This is a genomic window from Acidimicrobiales bacterium (assembly GCA_016794585.1).
GTDB lineage: Bacteria > Actinomycetota > Acidimicrobiia > Acidimicrobiales > DATDAH01 > JAEUJM01.
Genome location: JAEUJM010000029.1, coordinates 1 through 22,952, shown reverse-complemented (window position 1 = coordinate 22,952; position 22,952 = coordinate 1). Strand labels below are relative to the sequence as shown.

The 22,952-nt window shown below is 73.5% G+C and carries 22 protein-coding genes; 12 read left to right on the top strand and 10 right to left on the bottom strand.

From position 1 onward, the window contains the following. Positions 1-19 precede the first annotated feature (19 nt). Genes JNK12_14640 through JNK12_14600 form a run of 9 tightly spaced genes read left to right on the top strand, consistent with a single transcriptional unit; the run spans position 20 to position 9,315 of the window. Positions 20-1,480 carry a carotenoid oxygenase family protein gene (locus JNK12_14640; protein ID MBL8777178.1) on the top strand — a complete coding sequence of 487 codons (1,461 nt, stop codon included), beginning with the start codon at positions 20-22 and terminating at the stop codon, positions 1,478-1,480. Positions 1,481-1,485: 5 nt separating this feature from the next. Continuing rightward, on the top strand, positions 1,486-2,598 hold the full coding sequence (locus tag JNK12_14635) for a hypothetical protein (protein MBL8777177.1): 1,113 nt from the start codon (positions 1,486-1,488) through the stop codon (positions 2,596-2,598). Beyond that, the gene (locus JNK12_14630) at positions 2,595-3,698 is read left to right on the top strand and encodes a hypothetical protein (GenBank protein MBL8777176.1); all 1,104 of its coding nucleotides are present in this window, start codon (positions 2,595-2,597) and stop codon (positions 3,696-3,698) included. The genes JNK12_14635 and JNK12_14630 overlap by 4 nt, the downstream gene beginning before the upstream one ends. A 16-nt stretch (positions 3,699-3,714) precedes the next feature. Further along, the gene (locus JNK12_14625) at positions 3,715-5,046 is read left to right on the top strand and encodes an amidohydrolase family protein (protein ID MBL8777175.1); all 1,332 of its coding nucleotides are present in this window, start codon (positions 3,715-3,717) and stop codon (positions 5,044-5,046) included. Positions 5,047-5,059: 13 nt separating this feature from the next. Next, entirely contained in the window at positions 5,060-5,875 is an 816-nt protein-coding gene (locus JNK12_14620) for an SDR family oxidoreductase (GenBank protein ID MBL8777174.1), read from the top strand. Between the two features lie 7 nt (positions 5,876-5,882). Beyond that, on the top strand, positions 5,883-6,635 hold the full coding sequence (locus JNK12_14615; protein ID MBL8777173.1) for a ThuA domain-containing protein: 753 nt from the start codon (positions 5,883-5,885) through the stop codon (positions 6,633-6,635). After that, the gene (locus JNK12_14610) at positions 6,632-7,837 is read left to right on the top strand and encodes a cytochrome P450 (GenBank protein MBL8777172.1); all 1,206 of its coding nucleotides are present in this window, start codon (positions 6,632-6,634) and stop codon (positions 7,835-7,837) included. The genes JNK12_14615 and JNK12_14610 overlap by 4 nt, the downstream gene beginning before the upstream one ends. Before the next feature lie 22 nt (positions 7,838-7,859). Continuing rightward, entirely contained in the window at positions 7,860-8,858 is a 999-nt protein-coding gene (locus JNK12_14605) for an amidohydrolase (protein MBL8777171.1), read from the top strand. A gap of 28 nt (positions 8,859-8,886) precedes the next feature. Then, positions 8,887-9,315, top strand: a complete 429-nt coding sequence (locus tag JNK12_14600) for a protein phosphatase (GenBank protein MBL8777170.1) — start codon at positions 8,887-8,889, stop codon at positions 9,313-9,315. A 22-nt stretch (positions 9,316-9,337) separates the two neighbouring features. Here JNK12_14600 and JNK12_14595 read toward each other — a convergent pair whose 3' ends face one another. Both JNK12_14595 and JNK12_14590 read right to left on the bottom strand, forming a co-directional pair. After that, positions 9,338-10,654 carry a PQQ-dependent sugar dehydrogenase gene (locus tag JNK12_14595; protein ID MBL8777169.1) on the bottom strand — a complete coding sequence of 439 codons (1,317 nt, stop codon included), beginning with the start codon at positions 10,652-10,654 and terminating at the stop codon, positions 9,338-9,340. Then, the gene (locus tag JNK12_14590; protein MBL8777168.1) at positions 10,651-11,523 is read right to left on the bottom strand and encodes an acyl-CoA thioesterase II; all 873 of its coding nucleotides are present in this window, start codon (positions 11,521-11,523) and stop codon (positions 10,651-10,653) included. The genes JNK12_14595 and JNK12_14590 overlap by 4 nt, the downstream gene beginning before the upstream one ends. A gap of 97 nt (positions 11,524-11,620) precedes the next feature. Here JNK12_14590 and JNK12_14585 point away from each other — a divergent pair, with 97 nt between their 5' ends. Together JNK12_14585 and JNK12_14580 are read left to right on the top strand one after the other, a co-directional pair. Next, a complete protein-coding gene (locus JNK12_14585) occupies positions 11,621-12,157 on the top strand; it encodes a GtrA family protein (GenBank protein MBL8777167.1) in 537 nt (178 codons plus the stop codon). 62 nt (positions 12,158-12,219) lie between these two features. After that, entirely contained in the window at positions 12,220-12,849 is a 630-nt protein-coding gene (locus JNK12_14580; GenBank protein ID MBL8777166.1) for a class I SAM-dependent methyltransferase, read from the top strand. A 153-nt stretch (positions 12,850-13,002) separates the two neighbouring features. Here the strand turns inward: JNK12_14580 and JNK12_14575 are convergent, their stop codons facing one another. The 8 genes from JNK12_14575 to hemE form a co-directional block, all read right to left on the bottom strand. Continuing rightward, positions 13,003-14,061 (bottom strand): prenyltransferase, encoded by a 1,059-nt coding sequence (locus JNK12_14575; GenBank protein ID MBL8777165.1) that lies wholly within the window; start codon positions 14,059-14,061, stop codon positions 13,003-13,005. Then, a complete protein-coding gene (locus JNK12_14570; protein MBL8777164.1) occupies positions 14,051-14,860 on the bottom strand; it encodes a class I SAM-dependent methyltransferase in 810 nt (269 codons plus the stop codon). The genes JNK12_14575 and JNK12_14570 overlap by 11 nt, the downstream gene beginning before the upstream one ends. 21 nt (positions 14,861-14,881) lie before the next feature. Continuing rightward, on the bottom strand, positions 14,882-16,258 hold the full coding sequence (locus JNK12_14565) for a glycosyltransferase family 4 protein (GenBank protein MBL8777163.1): 1,377 nt from the start codon (positions 16,256-16,258) through the stop codon (positions 14,882-14,884). 231 nt (positions 16,259-16,489) lie between these two features. After that, a complete protein-coding gene (locus JNK12_14560) occupies positions 16,490-17,296 on the bottom strand; it encodes a hypothetical protein (GenBank protein ID MBL8777162.1) in 807 nt (268 codons plus the stop codon). Beyond that, entirely contained in the window at positions 17,293-18,888 is a 1,596-nt protein-coding gene (gene lnt / locus JNK12_14555) for an apolipoprotein N-acyltransferase (protein MBL8777161.1), read from the bottom strand. The genes JNK12_14560 and lnt overlap by 4 nt, the downstream gene beginning before the upstream one ends. Before the next feature lie 238 nt (positions 18,889-19,126). Beyond that, entirely contained in the window at positions 19,127-20,533 is a 1,407-nt protein-coding gene (gene hemG, locus JNK12_14550; protein ID MBL8777160.1) for a protoporphyrinogen oxidase, read from the bottom strand. A 112-nt stretch (positions 20,534-20,645) separates the two neighbouring features. Next, complete coding sequence (gene hemH / locus JNK12_14545; GenBank protein ID MBL8777159.1) at positions 20,646-21,578, bottom strand: ferrochelatase; 933 nt, start codon at positions 21,576-21,578, stop codon at positions 20,646-20,648. Beyond that, positions 21,575-22,651 (bottom strand): uroporphyrinogen decarboxylase, encoded by a 1,077-nt coding sequence (gene hemE, locus JNK12_14540; GenBank protein MBL8777158.1) that lies wholly within the window; start codon positions 22,649-22,651, stop codon positions 21,575-21,577. The genes hemH and hemE overlap by 4 nt, the downstream gene beginning before the upstream one ends. A gap of 24 nt (positions 22,652-22,675) precedes the next feature. Here hemE and JNK12_14535 point away from each other — a divergent pair, with 24 nt between their 5' ends. Beyond that, positions 22,676-22,930 carry a hypothetical protein gene (locus JNK12_14535; GenBank protein MBL8777157.1) on the top strand — a complete coding sequence of 85 codons (255 nt, stop codon included), beginning with the start codon at positions 22,676-22,678 and terminating at the stop codon, positions 22,928-22,930. Positions 22,931-22,952: the final 22 nt, after the last annotated feature.

Sequence of the window (22,952 nt, the reverse complement as noted above, 5' to 3'; positions counted from 1 at the left end):
GGCGGCGAGGGGAGGGCCGATGACCGACACGACCGAGGTACCTGCCTCGGGCACGGCGCGCCTGCTCGGCGCGGTCCCGAACGCCGCGAACCAGCCCGACCTGCTGGGCAACCTGGCGCCCGTCCCCGACGAGCTCGATGTCGCCGACCTGGCCGTCACCGGCGAGCTGCCCGCAGCCCTGCGGGGCAGCTTCGTGCGCAACGGCCCCAACCCGCTGTACGAGCCCGTCGGCCGCTACCACCTGCTCGACGGCGACGGGATGCTCCACGGCGTGACCCTCGGTGACGGGCGCGCGTCCTATCGCAACCGTTGGGTCCGATCCCGTGGGCTCCAGGCCGAAGTCGCCCTGGGCCGGGCGATCTACCCGGGCCTGGGCAGCGTCACGGACTTCCCCCCTCGCTCGCTCACCGGCGACGCCGGCCCGGTCAAGAACGTGGCCAACACCCACGTCATCCGCCACGCCGGACGCTGGCTGGCGCTCTGGGAGGGCGGCCTGCCCACCGAGGTGACGCCCGAGCTCGACACCGTGGGGGAGTGGGACTTCGGCGGTCGGTTGCGGGGCGCCATGACCGCGCACCCCCGCTTCGATCCCCGTACCGGCGAGCTGGTCTGCTTCGGCTACTCGGTGTTCGAGCCGAAGCTCCACTACTTCGTGATCGACGCGACGGGCGAGCTGGTCCACTCCGTCGAGCTCGACCTGCCGGCGCCGGTGATGATGCACGACTGCGTGATCACCGAGGAGCACACCGTGTTCCTGGACTCGCCGATCGTGTTCAACGTGGCGAACCTCGGGAAGGGCCCGATGGTGTCGTGGCAGCCCGAGAACGGCACCCGGCTCGGCGTCATCCCCCGCCGCGGCGGCGCCGAGGACATCCGCTGGTTCGAGATCGAGCCCGGCCACGTCCAGCACTTCTGGAGCGGTTGGGCCGACGGGGATCGCATCGAGCTGTGCGGCTCACGCTTCGACGCCCCCGACTTCGGCATCGACTCCGAGCCGCCCCTCGACCAGTCCGTGGGCGACCCCACGCCGGGCCGTCCCGCCCGTTTCTGGATCGACCTGGCCGCGGGCTCGGCCGGCTGGGAGCCCATCGACGACCTGGGGGGCGACTTCAACCGCATCAACGACGCCCGCAACGGCGAGCGGGTGCGGTGGCTGTACCTGTCGGCCTTCCTGCAGCCCGACCGCCGCATGGGCGACTTCGACACCATCGTGAAGTACGACGAGACCGACGGCAGTCGCACCCACTGGACGATGGGGCCCCACGGCCACGTCGGCGAGAGCGTGTTCGCTCCTGACCCCGGCGGTTCGGCCGAGGACGACGGGTGGCTGCTCAACATCGTCTACGACGCCGCCGCCGACACCAGCGACCTCGTGGTGCTCGACGCCCGGGACGTCGCCGCCGGCCCGGTGGCCACCGTGCACCTGCCCCGACGGGTGCCGTTCGGCTTCCACGCCAACTGGTTCGCCGCCGAGGACTGACCCGGGTGCCACCCGCGGCTCCCCGTACCACCCGTCGTCGCCGGCCCGGCGGCGAAGTGTGGCGCGCCGCCCGTGCGACCGCGCTCACCGGCCTGCTCGTCCTGGGCCTCGGGGCGGGGTGCGGGAGCGGCGACGACGCCGAGCGCGCCGACGGGACCGACCCACCGACGACGTCGGTGACCTCGACCGGTGGGGCCGAGCGCCCGACCACGACCGCCTCGACCACCACCGCCGCGGGATGCGCGGTGACGGCCCCGCCGGCGGCCGGCACCGAGCGGGTCGAGCTCTCGTCGGGTGGTGCCGACCGCTGGTACGACCGGCTCGTCCCCGCTGCCTACGACGGCGAGCCGACCCCGCTCGTCGTCGACCTGCACGGCTACCTGAGCGGAGCCGAGGGGCAGGCGGCCATGAGCGGGTTCGGCGCCACCGCCGAGCGCGAGGGGTTCGTCCTGGCCACCCCCCAGGGCAACGGCGACCTGGCGTACTGGAACGCGGTCCCGCACCCCGACCTCCCCGACGACGTGGGGTTCGTGGCCGACGTCATCGACGACGTGAGCGCCGCCGTCTGCATCGACCCAGACCGGGTGTACGTCGACGGCATGTCCAACGGGGCCTTCCTCACTTCGCTGGTGGCGTGCGAGTTGGCCGATCGGGTGGCGGCGGTGGCCGCGGTCGCCGGCCTCCTCGTGCCCGCGGACTGCGCTCCCTCCCGCCCCGTGCCCGTCCTCGCCGTCCACGGGACCGCCGACCGGTACGTGCCTTTCACCGGTGGTCGCGGCCCGGCACTGGACGACCTGGCCTGGGACGGCGACAGCAGCCGGGCCTTCGACGGGCTCGTCTTCGGCGACCTCACCGAGGCCGCCGCCCGGTGGGCCGAGCTCGACGGTTGCGACCCTGAGCCGACGCGCACCGACGTGTCCGACGAGGTCGAGGTCATCGCCTACGGCGACTGCGCGGACGACGCTGCGGTCGAGCTCTTCGTGGTCGACGGCGGCGGCCACGCGTGGCCCGGGAGCGACGTCTCCCGGGCCAGCGCCGACATCGTCGGCCCCACCACCTTCGACGTCGACGCGACCGACCTCATCTGGACCTTCTTCGAGGAGCACCCCCGCCCATGACCCGACCCTCCGCAGCCCGCACGACCGGTGCCGCCCCCGTCGCGGACGCGGCTCCGACGGCCGTCCGGCACGCACCACGTCACCGGGCGACCCGCCTGGTCCCCGCGGTGGCCGTCGCCTTGGTGGCGGTCCTGCTCGCCGCCCTCGTCGCCGGCTGCGGGAGCGATGCCACCCCCACCGGGACGGGTGCCGACGATGCCGTCACCGCGTCGAGCGCCGACCAGGGCGACGTCGACGCCACGCCGGTGGCGTTGCCCGAAGCGGGCTCGACGGTCGAGATCGTCGGCACCGAGTACACGTTCGAGCTGGACGCGACCGCGGCCGACGGGACGCCGATCGACCTCGCCGCGGGCGGTGCCCTGCCCTCGGGCTGGACGCACGTCGAGTTCCACAACGAGGGCGACGAGGCCCACCAGGTGATGTTCGCCCGGCTGAAGGACGGTGTGGACCTGTCGGAACTGGCCGACACCGCGGGCGGTGACTCCTCGGGCTCGGCCGCCATCGAGTTCGTCGACATGCTGGGCGGCGTCAGCTACATCGGCCCGGGCCAGTCCATCGAGGCCCTCGTCGACCTGCCCCCGGGCATGGTCCTGGCCATGTGCTACGTGCCCGACACCCACGGCGTGGCCCACGCGCTCATGGGCATGACCACCACCCTCACCGTGGCCGAGCCCGAGCCCGGCGCCACGCCGGAGACGAGTGACCCGGAGACGAGTGACCCCGAGACGGTGCAGGGCACCATCGAGATGACCGACGGCGGCTACCGGTTCCCCGACGCCGTGCCGCCGGGCTGGTACCAGGTGGTGAACAACGACGAGGGCGAGGGCGGTGAGGGCCTCCACGAGCTCGCCGTGCTCGGTCTCGACCAACCGCTCGATGACGACCAGCTCGACCAGCTGCTCGACGACCTCGCCACCAACGCGACCCCCGCCGTGGACCTCGTCGCCGTCGGCGGCATGGGCGCGCTCTCGGCCGGCTTCGAGGGCTATCTCCACCTCGACCTCGACGCGGGCCCCTACCTGGCCGTCGACTTCATGCCCGACCCCGGAGAGCCCCGCCCCCACCTGCTCGACGGCTACGTGACGGCCTTCGAGGCGTGAGACGGAGGACGCGACCATGACCGCGACCCAGCCGATCCTGCTGCGCGGCGGCGCCGTGATCGACGGCACGGGCACGCCGCCGCACCCCGCCGACGTGCTGCTCGAGCCTGATCGCATCGTGGCCGTCGGCCCCGAGGCCGCCGCGGCGGCGACCCCCGAGACCGTGGTCCTCGACGTGGCCGGGCTCACCGTGCTGCCCGGCCTGATCGACGCCCACTGCCACATCACCTTCGGCGAGCCCGCCAGCAACGACGAGCTGTTCTTCCACCGCGATCCCTCGACCGCCGCCCTCGTGGCCGCGTTCGACGTCCAGAAGCTGCTGCGGGCCGGGGTCACCGGCTTCCTCGACGCCGACTGCATCTTCGAGGTCGGGCCGGCCCTGCGCGACGCCATCGCCGCCGGCCTGGTCGAAGGGCCCCGGATGGTCTCGGGCATGAACGCGCTGTTGACCGCAGCGGGCGGGACGGCCGGCAAGCTCATCCCCGACGAGGGCCGGGTCGGCTACGCCCACGTGGTGGGCGACCGTGACGAGATGGTGCGGGTGACCCGTCAGCAGATCAAGCGGGGGGCCGACTGGGTGAAGATCCACGTCACCGGGTCGCTGCCGAACCGCCGCGGCGAGCGCACGGTGTGGACCCTCGACGAGCTCCGAGCCGTCACCGAGACCGCCCACGCCCTCGACACCCCGACGGTGGCGCACTGCCGCAACGCCGAGTCCACGCGGCTGGCGGCCGAGGCCGGCGTCGACCTCGTCCTCCACGCCAGCTTCCTCGACGACGCCGCCGTGGCCGCGCTGGTCGAGGCCGGCACCGCCGTGGCCCCGACCTTCACCTTCCTGGCCAACCTCGCCGACCACGGCCACCGGGTGGGGGCCATGACCACCCAGGTCGACCTCTTCCGCGGTGAGATCGCCGCCACCGCCGAGAAGCTGCGGACCGCCCACGACGCCGGGGTCCCGCTCCTCTGCGGCTCCGAGAGCGGGTTCTCCCTCACGCCCTACGGGCACTGGCACGCACGCGAGCTGGAGGTGTTCGTCGAGGCGCTCGGCCTCTCCCCGCTCGAGGCCATCTCGTGTGCCACCCGCAACGGGGCCCTTGCCCTGCGTGAGCCCCTCGACAGCATCGGGGTGATCGCCCCCGACGCCGCCGCGGACGTGCTCGTGGTCGACGGCGACCCGTCTGCCGACGTGACGGTGCTCGCCGACCGGCGGCGCCTCCGTCACGTGTTCTCCCGCGGAGCGCCGGTCGACCTCGACCGGCCGTGGCCCCAGCGCTCGCCCCTGCCGGGCGAGAAGGTCGGCCTGTGGTCGGCGCAGCCCCTGACCTGGGACCTGGTGCACGGCGAATGAGCGGGGCGGGGACATGAGCGAGCCAGGGAGCGGCACCGTGGTGGTGACCGGCGGGGGCTCCGGCCTGGGGGCCGCGATCGCGTCTGCCGCCGCCGAGGCGGGCTGGACGGTCGGCGTGCTCGACCGCGACGGCGACGCCGCGGATCGCGCTGCCGCGACCCTCGGCGGCCGGTGCGTGGCCCTCGCCGCGGACACGACCGACGAGGCCGCGGTCGAGTCCGCCCTCGACCAGTTCGCGACGGCCATGGACCGGCCGGCGCCCGATGCCCTCGTGGCCAACGCCGGGATCGTGCGCTTCGGCCCGCTGCTCGACACCACCCTCGCCGACTGGCGGGCGGTGGTCGACGTGAACCTCACCGGCACCTTCGTGACGGCCCGGGCGGTGGCCCGGCGCCTCGTCGCCGCTGGCCGGCCCGGCTCGATCGTGGCGGTCACGTCCATGAACGGGGTGGTCCCTGGCCCCAACGCCGGCGCCTACGGGGCCACCAAGGCCGGCGTGGCCCGCCTCACCCAGCAGATGGCCCTCGAGTGGGGGGCCCACGGCATCCGGGTCAACGCCGTTGCCCCCGGGCTCATCGACGGCGGTATGTCCGCCCCCATCTACGCCGACCCCGAGACCCGCCGGCGGCGCGAGCAGCGGGTCCCGCTGGGTCGCCTCGGTGAGCCCGCCGACGTGGCCGCGGTCGTCCTGTTCCTGCTCTCCGACGCCGCGGGCTACGTCACCGGCACCGAGCTTCTCGTCGACGGCGGGGTCACCCCGTCGGTGATCACCTCCCTCCCGCGGCCGGCGGCGGTGGACTCGGTCGGCGACGGGGCCCCGGGCGGGTGAGGGCACGGTGACCACCAACCTGCTGCTCACGGGTGGGCCCCACCCGTTCGCGTCCACGACACCGCTGCTCGTCGACCTCCTCGCCGACCACGGCATCGCCACCACGGTGGTCACCGACCCGTTCGAGGCGCTGGCTCGCCTCGGCGCCGCCGAGGCCGGTACGGGCCCGCGGGTCGACCTGGTCACGGTGCACGCCCTGCGCTGGCGCATGGACCAGGAGCGCTACGCCGACGAGCGCGCCGAGCACGCGGTCGCGGTGGACGACGTGGATCTCGCGGTGCTCGACCGCTTCGTACGGTCCGGCGGCGGCCTGTTGGCGCTGCACACGGCGGTGATCTGCTTCGACGCTGCGGCCACCTGGCGCGCGCTCTGCGGCGCGTCCTGGGACTGGGAGCGCTCGTCGCACCCTCCGCTCGGCCCGGTGACGGTCACCCCAACCGAGGCCGGTCGCGCCCACGAGGTCACCGGCGGCGTCGGGGGCTTCATCGTCGAGGACGAGGCCTACGGCTTCCTCGACGAGGTCGAGGGGCTCGCGCCCCTCCTCGTCGCCGACCACGGCGGCCGCACCCACCCCCTGGTCTGGGCCCGCACCGTGGGCGAGGGCCGGGTGGTGACCGATCTGCTGGGCCACGGCCCACCCGCCTTCGAGCACCCCGTCCACCGCCGGGTCCTCGCCCGGGCCGCCACCTGGGCGGCGTCCCCGGCGGCGACCGTGCCCGGCCCCGCCGCCGGCGACGCGCCCGCGAGGAGCCATCCATGAGCGCCACCCCCACGGTCCACACCGTCACCACCTACGAAGAAGCGCGCGACGCCTTCCGCCAGAAGCACCTGCGCCAGGCGCTCTACGACGCCGGCGAGGTGGTCATGGCCGACGTGCTCGTCAACCTCCACGGCGACGCCCACCGGGCCCGCCGCCGGCTGGAGAACCGACTGTTCCGGCGGGACACGCGCGAGCGCGACGAGCGCACGCGCTTCCCGGCCGTCGTGGCCGAGACCCTGGCGCCCCACGTCGCCATCGGTCGGGCCGAGCTGGTGAGCCTCAGCCACGAGATGATGATGAACCTCGCGGCCACGGCCGCCGGGGTCGACCGGCCCGAGCGCAGCCCGGAGGAGACCCACCGGCTCTACGAGTACATGATGCGCTTCATCGAAGGGGCGACCCTGGCCCACTACACCGGCGATCGTGAGGCCAAGCGGGCCGAGGTCGCCGCCGCGCTGGATGCCTTCGACGCCGAGTTCCTCCAGCCGTCGATCGAGCGTCGCCGAGCGGCCCTCGACGCCGTGGCCGCCGGCGCCCTCGACGCGGACGAGCTGCCGCAGGACGTGCTCACCGTCCTGCTCGCCAACGAGGACCAGCTCGAGCTCGGGCCGGAGGTGGTGCGCCGCGAGGTGTGCTTCTACCTCCTCGCCGGCGCCCACACGTCGGCCACCGCGTTCGTCAGGACGCTCGACCACGTCTTCGAGATGAGCGAGACCGCGCCGGCCGACGCCGAGCGAGCCCGCGACGACCTCACCTTCCTGCAGCGGTGCACCCACGAGACGGTGCGCCTCCAGCCCTCGAGCCCCATCGCCCTGCGCCGTGCCCTCGAGCCCCTGACCCTGGCCGGCGGGCAGGCCGTGGCCGTGGGTGACGAGGTGGTCATCGACCTGATGGCCGCCAACCGCGACCCGGCGGCGTTCGGTCCCGACGCCGACGCGTTCGACCCCCACCGCGCCCTGTCGCCGGGGGTGGCCCCGTGGGGGCTCAGCTTCGGGCTGGGCATGCACGCCTGCATCGGCCAGGAGCTGGCCGCGGGGGGCGACCCGGCCGCCGACACCGGCCCGGACCGCCTCTACGGCCTCGTCCCCGTTGCCGTCCAGGCCGTGCTGGCCGCCGGCGCCCACCCCGACCCCGACCGCCCACCGCAGCTCGACCCCACCTCGGCCCGCGGCTACTGGTCCGCCTACCCGGTGCGGTTCTGAGCGTGCCTGCGGGGTCCATCCAGTGATCGACCTCCACGCCCACGTGGTGCTCGAGTCGACGCTCGGCGCCGCCGGGCCCCTCGGGCCCGAGCTCGACGACGGCGACCCGGTCGACGGGCGACTCCCCTGCTTCCGGGTGGGGGACTACGAGCTGATGGGTGTCCGCTACCGGGACACCCCGTTCATGGACGTCGACCGCCGGCTGGCCGTCATGGACGACGCCGGGATCGAGCGCCAGGTGCTGTCGCCCAACCCGTTGACCTTCTTCTCCCACGTCGAGGCCGACCCCGCCGTGGCCTTCGCCCGCCGCCACAACGACGGGCTCGCCGCCGTCGTGGCCACGGCGCCGGACCGGCTGGCCGGGCTGGCCCAGCTCCCGATGCAGGACCCACCCCGGGCCGCGGACGAACTGCGCCGAGCGGTCGGCGAGCTCGGTCTGCTCGGCGCCTACGTGGGCACCGATCTGGGGCGGCCGCTGGACGACCCCGCCCTCGACGTCGTGTGGTCGGCGTGCGAGGCCCTCGACGTACCCCTCTTCGTCCATCCCGCGCCGGACGGCATCGACCGGCCCCGCCGCGACGAGCGCCTCGCCCGCTTCGACGGTGACCTCTGGCTCGGGTTCCTCTACGAGGAGACCCTGGCCGTGTCGACCCTGGTCCTGGGTGGGGTGCTCGACCGCCACCCGGGCCTGGACGTCTGCATCAGCCACGGGGGCGGCGCAACGGCCTGGCTGGCCGAGCGCATGGAGCACGCCGCCCGCACCCGCCCCTGGGGGGCGGACGCGCTCGCTCCGCCGGGAGCGGTCGCCGAGCGGTTGCGCCGGCTGTGGTGGGACGCCCACGTCGGTGGCCCGACGGCGCTGGGAGCGCTCCTCGCGGCCTTCGGGCCGGATCACCTCGTCGCCGGCACCAACCTGGCCGGCTGGGACCAGTCCCTCGACCCCAGTCACGGGGACGCCGCGCTCGCGGCGCACTTCGACGCCAACGCCCGCCGCCTGCTCCGCCTCGATCGCCTGCGCTGAGGGACGCGCCACCCCTACCCTCGGCGAGGTGGGAACCTGGGAGCCGGGGCCGGGCGTCGTGGAGCTGCCCGACGGGCGGCGGGTCCGGGGACGAGGGCTGCGTCGGCCGGTCCCCGTCGGGCCGGACCCCGAGCTGGGGGTCTACCTGGTGGCCGCGGCGCCCGGTCCGTTCTCCTGGCGGTCGTGGTGGGTGCGCTGGCCCGACTTCCGCCTACCGGCCGACCGGGACGCCGCCCTGACCATGCTGAGCGAAGCGCACGAGCGCGCCGTGACCGAACGGGTCGAGCTCGCGTGCGGCGGCGGGGTCGGACGCACCGGGACCGCGTTGGCGGTGCTCGCCGTGCTGTCAGGGGTCGCCCCGGACGAGGCCGTGGCGTGGGTCCGGAGCGCGTACCACCCCCGTGCCGTTGAGACGCCCTGGCAGCGTCGTTGGGTGCGCTCGCTCGACCGGAGGTGACGAGCGCCCGGGCCGCCGCGGGTCAGCCGGCGGTGATCTTCGAGATCAGGCCGTCCTGGAAGAGGACGTAGAGCTCGCCGGCGGCGTCCTCGCCGAACGAGATCGGGGCACCGGACGGGAGCTCGCCGAGGTCGGCCTCGTCGTTCACCTGCCGGCTGCCGTCCACCAGGAGACCCTGGAGGCGGGACCGGCACAGGTCCGAGAAGAGATAGGCGCCCTGGAGGGCGGGGACCTCGGTGCCCCGGTACACGTACCCACCGGTGATCGAGCAGTTGCCGTCGCCGTGGCTGGTGGTGGCGATGGGCGGGACGTAGGCGGCCGGCGGCGTGCCGCCCTCGTAGCCGGCGTCGCCCTCCATCAGGTTCCAGCCCAGGTTGGCGCCCCGCCCGGCGTTCAGGCCCTCGCCGTCGGCGGGCAGGAAGTCGATCTCCTCGACCTCGTTCTGGCCCACGTCGCCGATCCACAGGTCGCCCGTGGCGGCATCGAACGAGAACCGCCAGGGGTTGCGCACCCCGCTGATCCAGATCTCGGGTCGGCCGTCGGTGCCGTCGGCGAAGGGGTTGTCCGCGGGCACGCCGTAGGGGGTGTCCCCTTCCGTCGGGTCGATGCGCACCACCTTGCCGAGGAGGTCGGTGGGGTTCTGGGCCCGGTCGTCCGGGTCGCCGGCGGCGCCGCCGTCGCCGAGGCCCAGGTACAGGAAGCCGTCCGGGCCGAACGCGATGTTGCCGCCGTTGTGGTTCGAGAACGGCTGGTCCTGGGCGAACACCTCGCGGCGGCTGTCGGCGTCGACGGTGGCGTCGCCGCCTTCGCCCGACACGGCGTACTCGTCGATGCGGGTGTCGCCGGCGGTGTTCGTGTAGCTGACGTAGAGGTGCTCGCCGTCCGGGGAGAACGCCGCGCCCAGGAAGCCGCCCTCTCCCTCGATGGTGACGTCGCTGCTGAAGTCCAGCACCACCTCGGCCGCGGCGTCGGGCCCCGTCGTCGGGTCGAGGCGCACCAGCGTGCCGGCTCGCTGTGCGACGTAGACGAGGTCGTCGTCACCGGCGCGCACGGCCATCGCCATCGGCGTGTCGTCGAGGGTCGTCACGGGCTCGTACGCCACGCTGGCCCCGTCGAACGACCCGACGCTCGCCGGGAGGGTCGACGCCGGGCCCGGCGCAGCGGTGGTGGACGTGGCCGAGCGGATCTCGGGGTCCACCGTCGGCGAGCTCGTCCGTCGGTCGTCGCTGCCGCCGTAGCAGGCGGTGAGCGCCAACGCCGCCGCCACGAGGCCGACGGCGGTGCGGGAGGCGACCCGGGTGAGGGGACGGGTCGGACGACGCCGGGGCTCAGAGCTCATCGCATGATTCGTATCAGGCCTTCCTGCACGACGGACACCGCCAGCTGCCCGTCTTCGGTGTAGATGAGGCCACGGGACGTGCCCCGACCTCCAGAAGCCGAGGGGGTGTCCTGCACGTAGAGCAGCCATTGGTCGGCGCGAAACGGGCGGTGGAACCACATGGCGTGGTCGAGGCTGGCCATCATCAGGGCCTCGTCCATGGTGCCCAGACCGTGGGGGAGGATGCTGGTGTCGAGCAGGGTCATGTCCGACGCGTACGTCAGCACACAGGCGTGCAGGACGGGATCGTCGGGCAGGACGCCGTCGGCCCGCAGCCAGGTGCGCTGGTGGGGTGGGAGCTTCTCCCGGCGGTCCATGGGCTCGAAGTCGCACTGGCGGTGGTCGATGGGCCTCGGCCGGTCGTACCAGTCGCCGATGCGGTCCTTCCAGGGAGCCATGCGCTCACGCCAGTCGGGGAGCGTCTCGGGGGCGGGCGGCAGACGCCCGTCGAACATCACGTCCGCCAGGGCCAGCTGGTGCTCGAGGCCGGTCTCGTGCACCTGGAACGACGCTGCGAGGTTGAAGATGGCCTTGCCGTGCTGGATGGCCACCACCCGGCGGGTGGTGAAGGATCGTCCGTCCCGGATGCGGTCCACCTCGTACAGGATGGGCACGCGGGGGTCACCCGGGCGCAGGAAGTAGGCGTGGAGGGAGTGGACGGCGCGCTCGGGCTCGACCGTCCGCGCCGCGGCGACGAGGGCCTGGCCCGCCACCTGTCCGCCGAAGGTGCGCTGGCGGTCTTCGTCGGGGCTGCTGCCCCGGAAGATGTTGACCTCGATGGCCTCGAGGTCGAGCAGCTCGATCAGCGCGTCGACCGCTCCCTGGGACATGGCCTGCACACTACGGTGCCACTCCGATGAGCGACGGGACGAAGGTCGACCATTCGGGACTGTCCCCGCTCACGCCGCGATCGTTAGGCTCCGATAGATGAGCATGAGGACTGCCGATGCGATCGCGCGCATCAAGGCGATCGACCACCGAAAGGTGCTCCGCTACTCCGCGGTGTCGTTCATCGCCGTCCCGATGACGCAGATCATCCTGCTCGTGTTCCAGTACGGGCTGGGGTGGAACGGCCTCGAGGCCAACACCATGGCCGTGGCCGTGACCGTCGTGCCCGTCTACGTGCTCAACCGCTACTGGGTGTGGGGCAAGCGCGACAAGAACAACTTCGTCACCGAGATCCTGCCGTTCTGGGGCATGACCCTGCTCGGCCTCGTCATCTCCACCATCTTCGTGGCCTTCGCCGAGAGCCACTTCAACTCGCCCATCATGGTCAACGTGGCCAACGCCTTCGGCTTCGGGTGCGTCTGGTTGCTCAAGTTCTTCGTGCTCGACAAGGCGATGTTCGGTCGCGAGCGGCACTTCCCCATCGACGAGTCGGTGCTGGAGGAAGCGGACGTCACCGAGGAGGAGCTCGTCGCCGACGGGTTCGTCGAGGGCGACTTCGAGGCCAAGTGGGCCTGACGCCCGCTGCTGCGTCGCCCACCGCACCCGCCCCTCGCTGACCGCCACGGAGCCGTGACCTGATGGACGCCGAGCTGCGCCGCTCCGCCGAGGCGGCCCGCGGCTTCATGCCCCCCGACGAGGGCGTGGCCCTGCATGAGGCCGCCCTCGCCGCCGGCGCGGGTCCGGCCGCCGGCGGGCCCTTCTTCGAGATCGGCGCCTACTGCGGCAAGTCGGCCATCTACCTCGCCGGCGCCGCCCGGGCCACGGGCACCGTCCTGTTCTCGCTGGACCACCACCGCGGCTCCGAGGAGAACCAGGCGGGCTGGGAGCACCACGAGTCCGACCTCGTCGACCCCGGGATCGGCCTCATGGACACCTTGCCGGTGTTCCGCCGCACGCTCTACGACGCCGGCCTCGAGGCGTCGGTCGTGGCCGTCGTGGGTGAGTCCGCCACCGTCGGGCGTTTCTGGACCACGCCCCTCACCTTCCTCTTCATCGACGGCGGCCACGGCACCGAGCCCGCCCACCGCGACTACGAGCTCTGGACGCCCCACGTGGCGCCCGGGGGCACGCTGGCCATCCACGACGTGTTCCCCGACCCCGCCGACGGCGGCCGACCGCCCTACGAGATCTTCCTGCGGGCCCTCGACGACGGCTTCGCCGAGGTCGGAGCGACCGGCAGCCTGCGCGTCCTCACCCGCCCCACCTGAGAGACGCCGCGAGCGCCGGCGAACCGGGTGGCGAAGGCGCTGCGACGGAGGAGGAGCCGGTCAGGGGCGGGGTGACGTGGCGGAGCGGAGCGGAGCCGCTGCGAGGAACGAACCGGGTGGCGAAGGCGCTCCGACGGAGGAGGAGCCTGGTAGCTAGTCGTCGAGGGGGAGGAGCGGGGGCAGCACCGCGTCGTGGTCGACGAAGAGCTTGCTGGCCTGGGTGGCGCCGGTGAGGGCGTCGGCGGCCAGGATCACCGAGGCGGCGGTGTAGGTGGACTGCTCGCCGCCGGGGAAGGTGGCTTCCTCGGGGTAGACGATGCCCGTCCAGTAGCGGCCGTTGTCGGCCCGGTGGCCCTGCGCCATGGCGAACAGGTCCGTGGCCAGCTCGACCTCGCCCACGGCGAGGTGGGCGATGAGGCACTCGCAGGTCTCGGCCGCGGTGATCCACGGACGGTCGGACACGCAGCGGATGCCCTTGTCCTCGAAGAGGAAGGTGCCGCGGCGCTCGGCGAGATGGGTGCGGCCGGCGTCGCCGGTGAGCACGCCGGCGAGCACCGGGTAGTACCAGTCCATGGCCCAGCGGTGCTTGGGGGCGAAGGCGTCGGGTTCGGTGGCGATGACGCGGGCGAGACGGGCGACGCTGAGCTCCCAGTCGGGGCGCTCGTGGCCGAGCTCCTCCGCGATGGCGATGGCGCACCGCAGCGAGTGGCAGATGCTCGACGAGCCGGTGAGCAGGGCGAACGACCAGGGGGTGCCGTCGGCGTGGCGGGCCCAGAGGATCTCACCGCGCGGCGTCTGGAGGTCGAGCACGAAGTCGATGGCGGGCTCGACCATCGACCACATCGACTCGAGGAACTTCAGGTCCCGGGTGAGCAGGTAGTGGTGCCACACGCCGGCGGCCACGTAGGCGCAGGTGTTGGCGTCGAGCTTGTCCTGCTCGATGCCGTCCTCGAGGTAGTACTGGTGCCAGGCGCCGTCGGGGCGCTGGAGGCCGACCAGCCACTGGTAGGCGGCGAGTGCCTCCTCGTGGAAGCCGCAGAGGTCGAGGGCCATGGCCGCCTCGACGTGGTTCCACACGTCGGCGTGGCCGCCGGGGAACCAGGGGATCATGCCCGAGGGCAGCTGCCACTCGACGATGGCGGCGGCGGTGGCCAGCATCTCGTCGGCGGTCACGAGGTCGGGCACCTCAGGGAGGTGGAGCTCACGCGACATCGGCGGTCTGCCTTTCGGTGGGAGGGGCGGTCTCGGGCGTGGCCGTGGCCGAGACCCGGGGCGCCGGCGGGGCCACCGTGGCCAGGGGCTTGCGGGCGTAGACGATCAGGCTCTTGCCCATGAGGGGCTGGAGCACCTTCTCGGCGACCTGGAGGACGAGGGGCTGCTTCATGATGTCCCAGGTGAGGAGGCGCAGGTACGCCTTCACGAGCGGGTTCTCGTCGTTGGTGGGACCGACCGCGCACTTGAGCCACCAGTACGGCGAGTGCAGGGCGTGGGCGTGGTGGCTGGGGCCGGGCTCGAGGCCCGCCGCCTTCATCTTCTGGCGGAGCTCGTCCTCGGTGTAGATGCGGACGTGCCCGCCCACCACGAAGGGGGCGTGGTACTCGTCCGAGAGGGCCCAGCAGACCTTCTCGGGGAACCACGCCGGGATGGTGGCGGCGATGATCCCGCCGGGGCGTAGGACCCGCATCAGCTCGTCGAGGGCGCCCTCGTCGTCGGGGACGTGCTCGAGCACCTCGGAGGCGATGATGCGGTCGAAGGTGTCGTCGGGGAACGGCAGCTTCACCGCGTCGCCGTTCACGCCCGTCGCGAGACCGTGCTTCGGTCCCTCGCCGGCCTGTTGCATGGCCCCGAAGATGCCCCGCACGTCGACCAACTCGGGGTGCGAGTAGTCGAAGGCGATGACGCGAGCACCGCGCCGGTAGGACTCGAAGGCGTGGCGGCCCGCGCCGCAGCCCATGTCGAGGAGCAGGTCACCGGCCTGGAGGCCGAGACGGTCGTAGTCGACGGTCAGCATCGTGTGGTGTGCCCGCCCCGCTCAGACCGGCAGCCGGCGGCGCAGGCCGGCGAGCGCCCCGCCGACGTCGTCGAGCGACGGCAGACCGGGGAGGGACGGGAGCTCGCCCAGGCCCGGGACTTGGGTGCTGATGGTGGGCTCGGCGAGGCGGGCGCGGTACTGCTCGACCGTCTTCTCCGCGGTGACCGTCCAGCTCCAGCGCTCGATGATGCGCTGGCGGCCGGCGGCGCCGATGCGGGCCCGCAGATCCGGGTCGTCGAGGCCGCGGCGCAGGGCCACCGCGAGGGCCTCGCTGTCGCCGGGGGGCACGAGCAGGGCGGTCTCGCCGTCCTTGCCCACGACCTCGGGGATGGCTCCGCCGGTGGTGGCCACGAGGCACACCGAGCACGACATGGCCTCGATGGCGGGGAGCGAGAAGCCCTCGTAGAGCGAGGGCACGACCGCGAGCTCGGACTCGGAGTACAGCTCGACGATGCGCTGCTCGGACACGCCGCTGACGAACTCGACGGCGTCGCTCAGGCCCAGCTCTGCGAGGGTGCGGGCCGTGCGGCCTTCCTCCTTGGGCTTGCCGATGACCACGAGGTGGATGTCGGGGTTCTCGGTGCGCAGCTTGGCCACGGCCTCGAGCAGGTACACGAGGCCCTTCATGGCCACGTCGGCGCTGGCGGTGGTGATGATGCGCCCGGGAACCGGCGTCACTCCCGGGACGGGCAGGAAGGTCTCGGGGTCGACGCCCACCGGCACGACGTGCAGGCGGTCGGGGTCGACGCCGTGGTCCTTGATGATGTCGCCACGGGACGACTCGGAGACGGTCAGGATGCGGGTGAGGCGCTGGGCGACCCGGCTCTGCATCTTCGTGAAGGCGTACCAGCGGCCCTTGGCAAAGCGCTGGTAGGGCGTCTCGGCGTGCTCCATCTCGAGTTTGCGGTCCACGGTGATGGGGTGGTGGATGGTGCCGAGGACGGGCAGGCCGGCGCGCTCGATGCCGAGCAGGCCGTAGCCCATGGACTGGTTGTCCTGGACGATGTCGAACTCGTCGACCCGGTGCTTGAGGTGGTCCCAGGCCCGCAGGCTGAACGCGAGCGGCTCCGGGAAGGTGCCGGACGAGAACGAGAGGACCTCGGCGACGTCGGTCCAGTTCTTCAGCTCCCAGATGGCGGGGAAGCGCATGGGGAAGTGGTCGTTGTAGATCTCGAGGCTGGGCAGCTCGATGAGCGGCACCTCGTCGACGGTCTCGGGATAGGGCGGCCCGCTCAGCACCTCGACGTGGTGCCCGAGGAGGGTCAGGGCCTTCGAGAGGTGGCGGACGTAGACGCCTTGGCCCCCGCAGTGCTTCTTGCCGCGGTAGGTGAGCAGGGCGATCCGGAGGGGATCGTCGTCGTGCGGGGTGGATGCCAAGTGATCGGAGCCTTTCCGGGCGTTGACCGGTCGGTCAAGTGTACGGGGGCGGGCGGCGAGAACCGAAGTGGCAAGGGCCGCCCGGGGCGGTTGCGAACGGCCTCCGGGCCCCTCCCGGCCGTGCGCGCGCGGTGTCGGAGCGGTGCGGAGGGAGCCGTCCCAGGGACGTGGCGGCCGCGTTCTCGGGGTGTGCCGGCGGTGTCTCGCGTCCGCCGGCGGCCGGCCGTGGCCTCAGTCGGCCCACCAGCGGAACGTGGCGGTGGCGATCACGGGGTGGTCCGGGCCGCCGTCGGTGCCAGGCGCAGCCTCGGCGGGATCGAGGTTGAGCACGTCGGGCGGCCCCGTCTGGGGCTCGACGCACAGGGCGTGGTCGGGCTCGGTGTAGATCACCCAGTCGGTGCAGTGCGACTCGATGTCGAGCTGGAGCGCGCCGGGCCAGCGCAGCTCGGGCGGGTCGACCATGTCGGTGAAGCAGTCGTCCCACGGCGGCGGCGTGGGGCTGGTGACCGCACCCGAGGGGATGCCCTCGTCGTCCTTGTGCCACATCATCCCGGCCTGGAAGTCGAGCTGGAGGGGCCCGCCCCGCTCGAGCTGGCGGCGGAACCACGGGTGCCAGCCGCAGCTGGCGGGCATCGGGCGGTCGCCGGCGTGGACCTCCATGCGCAGGTGCAGGTTGTCGTGGTCGAGGGTGAACGTCTGGAGGACCCAACCCCCGAGGGGCCACCGCTCGTCGAGGTCGATGCGCAGGGTGGCGTTGGTCTCGGTGGCATCGACCACGGTCCAGGGGCGGTCGTAGGTGACGCCGTGTATGGCATGGGGGGCCTTGTTCCGAGGGAGCTGGTACTCGGTGCCCTCCCACGTGAATCGACCGTTGCGGATGCGCCCCGCCCACGGCGCCATGGGGAAGCACCCCCATTGGGTGGGCGACTCCTGCCGCTCGACCAGCAGGTCGAGACCGTCGACGGAGAGCTGGGCGAGGCGCCCGCCGGCGTCGGGGTCGAGGGTGGCCCGGGCCTGGCCGGCGGAGAGCTCGATCACGCCCCGACGCTACCGGTCGGCGGGGTGGCGCCCGGGTCGTCGCCCGCGGTCGGCCCGTCGGACGCCGCGGCGGTGACGACACGGCGCGAGCGGCGGTCGAGGAGGTGGGCGGCGAGCATCAGGGCGATCGCCACGACGAGCACGGGGAGGTCGCCGACGCGGGTGGCGAGGGTCTCGCCCTGGCGGCGGGTGATGGTGTCCTGGAGGACGCGCTGCTCGCTGACGCCGGTCCGGTCGACCACCCGACCCTCCGGGCTGACGATGGCCGAGAACCCCGTCGGCGCCGCCTGGAGCACCCAGCGGTCGTTCTCGAGGGCCCGGAGGCGGGAGGAGGCCACCTGCTGGCTCTGCACCTGGGTGAGCCAGTAGGAGGAGCCGTTGGTGGGGTTGAGCAGGACGTCGCCGCCGTTGCCGATGGCGTCGCGCCCGCGGGTGCTGAAGAACACCTCCCAGGAGATGACCACGCCGAACTTGCCGGCGGGCGTCTGCACGATGGCGGGGGTGTCGCCGGCGAGGGCGTCGCGGCCGGGGAGCTCGCTGTTGAAGCGCTCCAACAGGCCCCGCAGCGGCACGTACTCACCGAAGGGCACCCGCTTGACCTTGTCGTAGCGGTCGACGATGCGACCGTCGGGTGCGTAGACCACCGCCGCGTTGAGGAAGTTGTCGTCGGCGCCCTCGACCGCCCCGACGATCAGCGTGGTGTCGAGGCGGCGGGCCAGCTCGGCCAGCTCCTCGTTCTCGGGGTTGACCTCGAGGCTGCCTTCGACGTTGATCACGTTCTCCGGCCACAGGACGAGGTCGACGGGGGTGTCGACCTCCTCGCTGGCTTCGAGGTGGCGTTCGAAGACGTCCCGGGGGTCGGTCTCGCTGGCCCGGGTGCGCTGGGGGCCTCCACCCTGCACGATGGCGATGTCGAGGTCCTCGACGCTGTGGGCCCGCGGCGCCACCCAGGCGCCCAGGGCGATGAGGGCGACGGCGCCGAGGGCGAGTCCGGCCTGTTGGGGCGCCCGCTCCCACAGGGCGGACAGGGCGACACCGACGAGCACGACGATGAGCACCAGGACGAGGCTGCCGGCGAGGCGCACCGTGAAGGCGAGGGGTGCGGCGGCCTGGCTCATGGCCAGCGTGGACAGGGGCACACCGCCGAACGGCCACGACCAGCGAGCCCACTCGGCGAGCACGAAGGCTCCCGGGAGCCCCAGCCAGCGCCACCGGCTCGACGGCAGCAGCGCCACCGTGACGCCGAAGTAGGCGGCGTAGGTGGCACAGGCGATCAGGTAGCCGGGCAGGGTGAGGTCGACCATCCAGAGCATCGACGGGTACAGCCAGGCGGCGCACACCAGCCAGGTGCGCCGGAACCGGGCCTTGCGGGCCTGGCCGGCGATGAGGCGGTCGAGCAGGGCGATGCCGACGAAGGCCAGGGGCCACCAGCCCCACGGCGGCACCGAGGCAGCGAGGACGAGGCCGGTGCCGACGCAGCGCAGCGCGAGCAGCGCCTTGGCGCCGCGCGTCATCGCCGGTCGGTCGGCAGCGACGGTGCCCGCGCTCGTCGGGTCGTCGGCCGGATCGGCGTCGGTGGTGGGCTCGGTCAAGGCGCCGATCTTCGTCGCCCGGCGGCCCGGCGGCCAGTCACGCCCGTCCGGTACGGGCTCGGTTCGTTCTGGTCACGAGTTGGCAACATCAGTGTTGCCGGGGACATACCAGAACGATGGAGGGGAGGGCTGAGGCGCCGGCGGCGTGCCGGAACGGCTGTTCGGTCGGCTCGTTCTGGTCACGAGTTGGCAACATCAGTGTTGCCGGGGACGTACCAGAACGATGGAGGGGAGGGGTTCAGGCGCCGGCGCCGGTGGCGGTGAGGACGGCGTTCGCCGCCTCGCGGCCCTGGCGGATGCAAGCGGGGATGCCCACGCCCTTCTGCACGGCGCCGGCGAGGACCACGCCGGGCACCTCGGCGGCGAGCTGCTCGTCGAGCGCGGTCATGCGCTGGAGGTGGCCGGGCGTGTACTGCGGGAACGAGTCGGTCCAGCGCACGATGCGCACGTCGGTCGGCGCCGCGTCGAGACCCATGGTGGTGGCGAGGTCGGCCCGCACGCCGGCGACCAGGGCGTCGTCGTCGAGGTCGGCGATGCGCTCGTCGCCGTAGCGGCCGGCCGACGCCCGGAGCAGCACCTGACCGGGGGCGGCGAGGTGGGCCCACTTGCTCGACGCCCAGGTACAGGCGGTGATGAGGCAGCCCTCGGTGCGGGGGACGAGGTAGCCGCTGGCGTCGAGGGGGCGCTCGACCGCGTCGGCGGGCACGGCCAGGGTGACGAGGGCGACCGACGAGTAGTCGATGGCGCCGAGCGCGGCGGCGGGCCCGGGGGCGACGGCCTCGAGCAGTCGGGCGTCGGCGAAGGCGGGGCTGGCGAGCACGACGGCGTCGGCCTCGATGGGGCCGCCGGCGGTGTGCACGGCGTACCCGCCGCCGGACCGACGTTCGACGCTGATGGCCGGTGTGCCCAGGTGCACCTCGGCCGTGATGGCGTCCACCACCCGGTCGACGAGGCGCTGGAGGCCGCCGGGCAGGCTGTAGAACATCGGCGTCCCGGGATCGGGGGGCGCCGCCGCCTTCATGGCCAGGAGGCCCCGCACCAGGCTGGCGTTGCTCTGTGCGGCGCCGGCGATCTGGGGAGCGGCGGCAGCCACGCTGAGGCGGTCGGAGTCGCCGGCGTTGATGCCGCCGATGAGCGGGTCGACGATGCGCTCGAGCACCTCGTCGCCGAGGCGCGAGCGGATCAGCTCGCCCACGGAGCAGTCACCCTCGGCCCCGTCACCGGGCAGCCGCCCAGGCGCGTCCTCCGGGTGGTCGAGGTCACGGCGGGCGATGGCGACGGCCTCGGGCGACACCAGGCCGCTGGCCGCGAGCTGGTCGAAGTCGGTGGGCACGCCCAGGACGTGGGCCTCGGGCAGCCGGCGCAGGGCACCCCGGACCCACAGGTAGGCGGTGGTCTGCTCGGGGCTGACCAACTCGTCGAACAGGCCCAGCTCCTTGCACAGGTCGACCGCCCACGGCACGCGGGCGAGGAACGTGTCCGGGCCGAGCTCGACCGGCAGGCCGGCGAAGGGCTGCGTCTCGATCTTGCCGCCGAGACGGGGGCCCGCCTCGAGCAGGACGACGTCGGCCTCGGGGTGCTTGGCCAGTTCATACGCGGCGGCGAGGCCGGCGATGCCGCCGCCGACGATGACGACGCGGCTCATCGCCTCACCCCCGGGACCCCGGCGGCGGCGTTCGATCCCGTTCCCGAGGCGATGGCGCGCGCCCGGCGCGCGCCATCGGCTCGAGTTCGGGCGTTTCGGGTGGGGGAGGGCATCAGGTGGGCTCCTCGGGTGGGGTGGCGGCCACGACCAGGTCGGCGAGGGCGGCCATCACGGTGGGTTCGGCGTTGAGCGAAGCGGTGCGGCCGAAGGCGAGGGCGACCTCGTCGGCCACGGCCTTGGCCTCGATGTCGAGGTCGTAGAGCACCTCGAGGTGGTCGGCCACGAAGCCCTGCGCGCACACGGCGATTCCGTCGTGCTGGCCGCCGGCGGCGACCTCCCGGATGACGTCGAGGATGTCGGGGCCGCGCCACGGCTCGGGCGTGCGGCCGGCGCTCTGCCAGGCGACGCCCCAGTCCTGCGCCGCGGCACCGACGCGCTCGACGACCGCGGCGGCGCTGGCGCGCAGCTGGTCCGGGTACGGGTCGCCCTGCAGCACCCGCTCGGGGAGGGAGTGGGCGGTGAAGACCACCCGGGTGCGTTCGGGCAGGCCGGCGAGGGTGTCCCGCAGGGCGCCGGCGAGGAAGTCCAGGTAGGCGGGCTGGAGGTGCCAGCTCTCGATGCCGGCGGCGGTGACGCCCCGCTCGGCGGCGGCCTCGGCCAGGCGCTTCTGGTACTCGCCGACGCTGAAGCCGGAGTAGTGGGGGGCGAGGACGAGGCCCACCGTCCGGGTGACGCCGTCGTCGGCAAGGGTACCGACGGCGTCCTCGATGAAGGGGCTGGCGTGCTTCTGACCCAGCACCACCCGGTAGCCGCCGGGCACGCGGGTCTCGAGCGCGGCCTCGATGGCGGCCCGCTGCGCCTCGGTGCGCTGCGCGAGGGGGGAGACGCCGCCGAGGGCGTCGTAGCGGCGCTGGAGGTCGGCCAGCTGCTCGGGCTCGGGCGGACGGCCGCGGCGGATGTGGGTGTAGTAGGCCTCGACGTCCTCGGGTCGCTTCGGCGTGCCGTAGGCCATGACCACGACGCCGACGGGCGCGGGACCGGTCACGATGCGACTCCTTCGGCGCCGAGGGCGACGCCTTCGTCGTGGACGAGCGCCACGACCTTCTCGAGCACGGTCGGGTCGGTCTCGGGCAGGACGCCGTGGCCCAGGTTGAACACGTGGCCGAGGCCGCCGCCGCGGCGCAGCACTTCGCGGGTGGCGTCGGCCACCACGGGCCACGGGGCCAGGCACAGCGCCGGGTCCAGGTTGCCCTGGAGGGCGCGACCGCCGACCCGCCGGCGGGCCTCGTCGAGGGGCACCCGCCAATCGACGCCCACGACGTCGGCACCGGCCTCGCCCAGCAGGCCGAGCAGCTCGCCCGTGCCCACCCCGAAGTGGATGCGGGGCACCCCGGTCTCGCCGATGCCCTCGAGCACCTTGGCGCTGGCGGGCAGCACGAAGCGGCGGTAGTCCTCGGGGGACAGGGCGCCCGCCCAGCTGTCGAAGAGCTGGATGGCCGAGGCGCCGGCGGCCACCTGGGACCGCAGGGAGGCGAGGGCCAGGTCGGCGAGGGCGTCGACGAGCTTCTCCCAGAGCGCCGGGTCGCCGTGCATGAGGGCCTTGGTCTTGGCGTAGGTCCTCGAGGGGCGACCCTCGATCAGGTAGCTGGCCACGGTGAAGGGCGCGCCGGCGAAGCCGATCAGCGGGACGTCGAGCTGCTCGACCAGCAGGCGCACGGTCTCGAGCACGTAGGGCGTGTCGGCCTCGGGGTCGAGTGGACGGAGGCGCTGGAGGTCGGCGGCCGACGAGAAGGGCTCGGCGATGACGGGGCCGACGCCCGGCACCACGTCCACCCCGAAGCCGATGGCCTCCGCGGGCACGACGATGTCGGAGTAGAGGATGGCCGCGTCGACGTCGTAGCGCTCGACCGGCTGGCGGGTGATCGTGGCCGACAGCTCCGGGTCCTTGATGGCCTGGAGGATGCTGCCCTCCCCCCGCACGGCCCGGTACTCGGGCAGCGAGCGCCCGGCCTGGCGCATGAACCAGACGGGGATGCGGTCGACGGGCTCGCTGCGGCAGGCGCGCAGGAAGTCGCTGGTCGCGGCCAGCGAGGTGGGGTCGGCGGGAGCGGCGGGCACGACCTCAACGTACCGTCAGGGGTCATGCGGCGATCCATCGACGACCACCCCTTCGACCCCGCGGACCAGCCGCCCGACGACGACGACCTGGCCCGCCTCTCCTGGGCGGTCGCCATCTCGGACGACTACGAGGACGCCGAGCCCCGGGTCGTGCTCACCGTCGAGGAGGTCGGCCGCGCCGGCGAGGGCCTCGTCCTGCACCTCACCCCGGCACTCACCCGCCGCCTCCGCACCGCCCTCCACGACGCCTTGCGAGAGTTGGGAGAGGACCCGGGATGACCCACGCGGACGGCGCCCCCAG

What these genes read in the sequence shown, in the direction of transcription:
- JNK12_14640 (MBL8777178.1), top strand. Translation starts at nt 20, where the DNA reads ATGACCGACACGACCGAGGTACCTGCCTCGGGCACGGCGCGCCTGCTC.
- JNK12_14630 (MBL8777176.1), top strand. Translation starts at nt 2,595, where the DNA reads ATGACCCGACCCTCCGCAGCCCGCACGACCGGTGCCGCCCCCGTCGCG.
- JNK12_14625 (MBL8777175.1), top strand. Translation starts at nt 3,715, where the DNA reads ATGACCGCGACCCAGCCGATCCTGCTGCGCGGCGGCGCCGTGATCGAC.
- JNK12_14620 (MBL8777174.1), top strand. Translation starts at nt 5,060, where the DNA reads ATGAGCGAGCCAGGGAGCGGCACCGTGGTGGTGACCGGCGGGGGCTCC.
- JNK12_14610 (MBL8777172.1), top strand. Translation starts at nt 6,632, where the DNA reads ATGAGCGCCACCCCCACGGTCCACACCGTCACCACCTACGAAGAAGCG.
- JNK12_14595 (MBL8777169.1), bottom strand. Translation starts at nt 10,654, where the DNA reads ATGAGCTCTGAGCCCCGGCGTCGTCCGACCCGTCCCCTCACCCGGGTC.
- JNK12_14590 (MBL8777168.1), bottom strand. Translation starts at nt 11,523, where the DNA reads ATGTCCCAGGGAGCGGTCGACGCGCTGATCGAGCTGCTCGACCTCGAG.
- JNK12_14585 (MBL8777167.1), top strand. Translation starts at nt 11,621, where the DNA reads ATGAGCATGAGGACTGCCGATGCGATCGCGCGCATCAAGGCGATCGAC.
- JNK12_14580 (MBL8777166.1), top strand. Translation starts at nt 12,220, where the DNA reads ATGGACGCCGAGCTGCGCCGCTCCGCCGAGGCGGCCCGCGGCTTCATG.
- JNK12_14575 (MBL8777165.1), bottom strand. Translation starts at nt 14,061, where the DNA reads ATGTCGCGTGAGCTCCACCTCCCTGAGGTGCCCGACCTCGTGACCGCC.
- JNK12_14570 (MBL8777164.1), bottom strand. Translation starts at nt 14,860, where the DNA reads ATGCTGACCGTCGACTACGACCGTCTCGGCCTCCAGGCCGGTGACCTG.
- hemG (MBL8777160.1), bottom strand. Translation starts at nt 20,533, where the DNA reads ATGAGCCGCGTCGTCATCGTCGGCGGCGGCATCGCCGGCCTCGCCGCC.
- JNK12_14535 (MBL8777157.1), top strand. Translation starts at nt 22,676, where the DNA reads ATGCGGCGATCCATCGACGACCACCCCTTCGACCCCGCGGACCAGCCG.